1 protein-coding gene is annotated in these 3,168 nt (G+C 69.9%); it reads right to left on the bottom strand.

What is annotated here, in order from left to right:
• The coding region (locus tag PV679_RS35870) for an SDR family NAD(P)-dependent oxidoreductase (RefSeq protein WP_319685475.1) at window positions 1–3,098 on the bottom strand (3,098 nt) is incomplete at its 3' end.
• Window positions 3,099–3,168: the final 70 nt, after the last annotated feature.

Below are 3,168 nucleotides of genomic sequence, written 5' to 3'. Positions count from 1 at the left end.
TCCCCACCCGACTCCACCAACCGCCACAGATCCTCCGGCGAACCCACCCCACCCGGAAAACGGCACGCCATCGACACAATCGCGATCGGCTCATCAGAACCCGAAGCCACCGAGGACGCGGCGAGGGCTTCCGCCCCTTCGGTAGCGGTGTCCCTTGTCCGGCCGGTCAGTTGCTCGCGTAGCTGAGTGGCCAGCGCGGCGGGCGTCGGGTAGTCGAAGATGAGTGTGGCGGGCAGCCGCAACCCCGTGACAGCGTTGATCCGGTTACGGAGTTCCACGGCGGTGAGCGAGTCGAAGCCGAGCTGGCTGAAGTCCCGCTCCACATCGACTTCCGTGGTCGCCGCGTATCCCAGCACCGCGGCGACCTCGGTGCGTACGACCTCCAGGACCTCCGCGTACTGCTTCGGTTCCGGAAGCCCCGCCAGCCTCTGGACGAGAGAGGAGGGCACCGCGCCTGTGCGCGTCCGCCGGGTCACAGGGCTCTTGACGAGCCCGCGCAGCACGGCGGGCACGGCGTCGCCCTGTGTCCGCAGCGCGGAATGATCCAGTCGCGCGGCGACGTACGCGGGGCGGCCGGCGGTGAGCGCCAGGTCGAACAGCACCAGTCCTTCGGCGCTTTCGATCGGGGCGATGCCGGTGCGACGCAGACGGGCGAGGTCGGTACGGCCGAGCCGCTCCGTCATTCCGGTGGCGTCGCTCCACAGTCCCCAGGCGAGAGATGTCGCGGGCAGTCCCCCGGCACGACGGTGTGCGGCGAGGGCGTCCAAGAAGGTGTTCGCGGCGGCGTAGTTCGCCTGACCGGCCGTCCCGAGGGTGCCGGCGACGGAGGAATAGAGGACGAACGCGGACAGGTCCCGGGTGAGCTCGTGGAGGTTCCAGGCCGCATCCATCTTGGGGCGCAGCACGGTGTCCAGTCGTTCCGGGGAGAGGGCGTCGACCGTGCCGTCGTCGAGGACGCCGGCCGTGTGGACGACACCGGTCAGCGGATACTCGGCCGGGACGGAGGCGAGCAGCGCCGCCAAAGCCTCCCGGTCCGCCACATCACAAGCCTCGACCCTCACCTCCGCACCCAACGAACCCAACTCGTCCCGCAACTCCACAGCACCCGGCGCCTCAATACCCCGCCGACCGACCAGCAAAAGACGACGCACCCCATGCCCCACCACCACATGACGCGCGATGAGAGCACCCAACGACCCCGTACCACCGGTCACCAGCACCGTGCCTCCGGCGAGGCCGAGGCCGGCCGCGTCGCCGGCTTCCTCGCCCGTCTCCGCCTGGGCACGGACGAGCCGAGGCACGACCACATGGCCGTCACGCAGGGCGAGTTGGGGCTCATCCATGGCGAGAGCGGACGGGATCGCCTCGGCCGATGCCTCGCTCCCATCGACGTCGAGCAGCACGAACCGGCCCGGATGTTCGGACTGCGCGGCACGCAGCAGCCCCCACACCGCCGACTGCCCGAGATCCGTGAGGTCTTCGCCGCCCGGTCCGGTGGCGAGGGCGCCCTCGGTGATGACGGCGAGGCGCGGCCGGAACTCGGCCGGATCGGCTGCCAGGTGATCCTGAACGGCGCTCAGGGCGTGTTCGAGCGCCGAACGGGCCGCGTCCGGCACGGATGAGTCGGCCGATGCCGGAATCCGCAGCAACACCAGGTCATCCGCCGCGGCGGCTTGTTCACCGGATGGCGACGGCGCCTCGGGGGTCGTCCACGCGAGCTGGAACAGCGCCTCATGGCGCCCACTGCCGCGCGCGAGCCGTCCGGGGTCCGCCGCTCGTACGACCAATGCCGAGACCGATGCCACCGGCCCGCCGGAGCTGTCGGTCAGCTCCAGCGCCGCGGTGTCCTCCCCGGTCCTGGTAAGGCATGCTCGCAGTTCCCGTGGACCGGGACGGTGCACATCGACGCCCTGCCAGGCAAAGGGGAGGCGGATGGTCGCCGGTGCCTCGCCCGGCCCCTCGATGTCGTCGAGGACCAGCAGATGCAGTACGGAATCGAGCAGTGCGGGGTGCAGTACGTATCGATCGGCGCCGTCGGTCTCGTCGTCGAGGCGCAGCTCCGCATAGGTCCGGTCGCCGAGCCGCCAGGCCGATCGCAGGCCCTGGAACGCCGGACCGTACTCATATCCGCGGTCCGCGAGCCTGACGTACGCGTCGTCGGTCGCGATCGGGACGGCTCCGGTGGGCGGCCATGTCGTACCGGTTCCGGTCGAAGCCGCGTCGGCCGGGCTCTCCGGCCCGAGCCGGCCGGTCGCATGCCTGGTCCACTCGTCGTCGCCGTCGACCCGTGAGTAGAGCCGGACCTCGCGGCGGCCCGACGCGTCCTCGGCGTCCACCGCGACCTGGAGGGTCACCTCTGCCCGCTCGGGCAGCAACAGCGGGGTTTCCAGGGTCAGTTCGTCTATCGAGGGCACATCGAGCTCGCGCCCGGCGAGCAGTACGAGGTCAAGGAAGGCCGTGCCCGGGAGCAGCACGGTGCCGACCACGGCATGGTCGCGCAGCCAGGGCTGAGTGACCCGCGAGAACCGCCCGGTGAAGAGATGGCCGGCCCCTCCTGCGAGTTCCACCGCGGCTCCGAGCAGCGGATGCTCAGCGGCGGTGAGCCCGACGGTGCCGAGGTCGCCGGTGGGCGCGGGTGCGTCGAGCCAGTAGCGGCGGCGTTGGAAGGCGTAGGTGGGCAGATCGACGGGACGACGGGCAGCCACCGGACCGAAAACCGCCTCCCAGTCCAGAGAATGGTCAGTGTGGACATGCAGCGCACCCAGCGCCGAGATCACCGCATGCGCCTCCGAACCATCCTTGCGCAGCGACGACACGAAGACCTTGTCGTCGCCTTCGACTCCCGCCTGGGCCAGCGCCGCCAAAGTGGCATCCGGACCCAGCTCGATAAACGTCCCCACACCCTCACCATCGAGAGTCCGGACGGCCTGGTGGAAGAGAACCGCGTTACGGGCATGCGCGGCCCAGTAGTCCACCGAGGACAACTCCTCGGCCGACGCCAGCTCACCCGTCAACGTCGAAACAATCGGAATCGTCGGCGCGGAAAACTCCAACTCGCCCGCTATGGAGCGGAATTCATCGAGCATGCCGTCCATCAAAGGCGAATGGAACGCATGACTGACCGTCAGACGACGCGTCTTACAACCCGCCTCCGCCAACCGGCCCGCC

The organism is Streptomyces sp. AK02-01A, assembly GCF_033795305.1.
Taxonomy (GTDB): Bacteria; Actinomycetota; Actinomycetes; order Streptomycetales; family Streptomycetaceae; genus Streptomyces.
The sequence above is the reverse complement of the archived record's forward strand: the minus strand, read 5'-3'. Positions and strand labels throughout refer to the sequence as shown.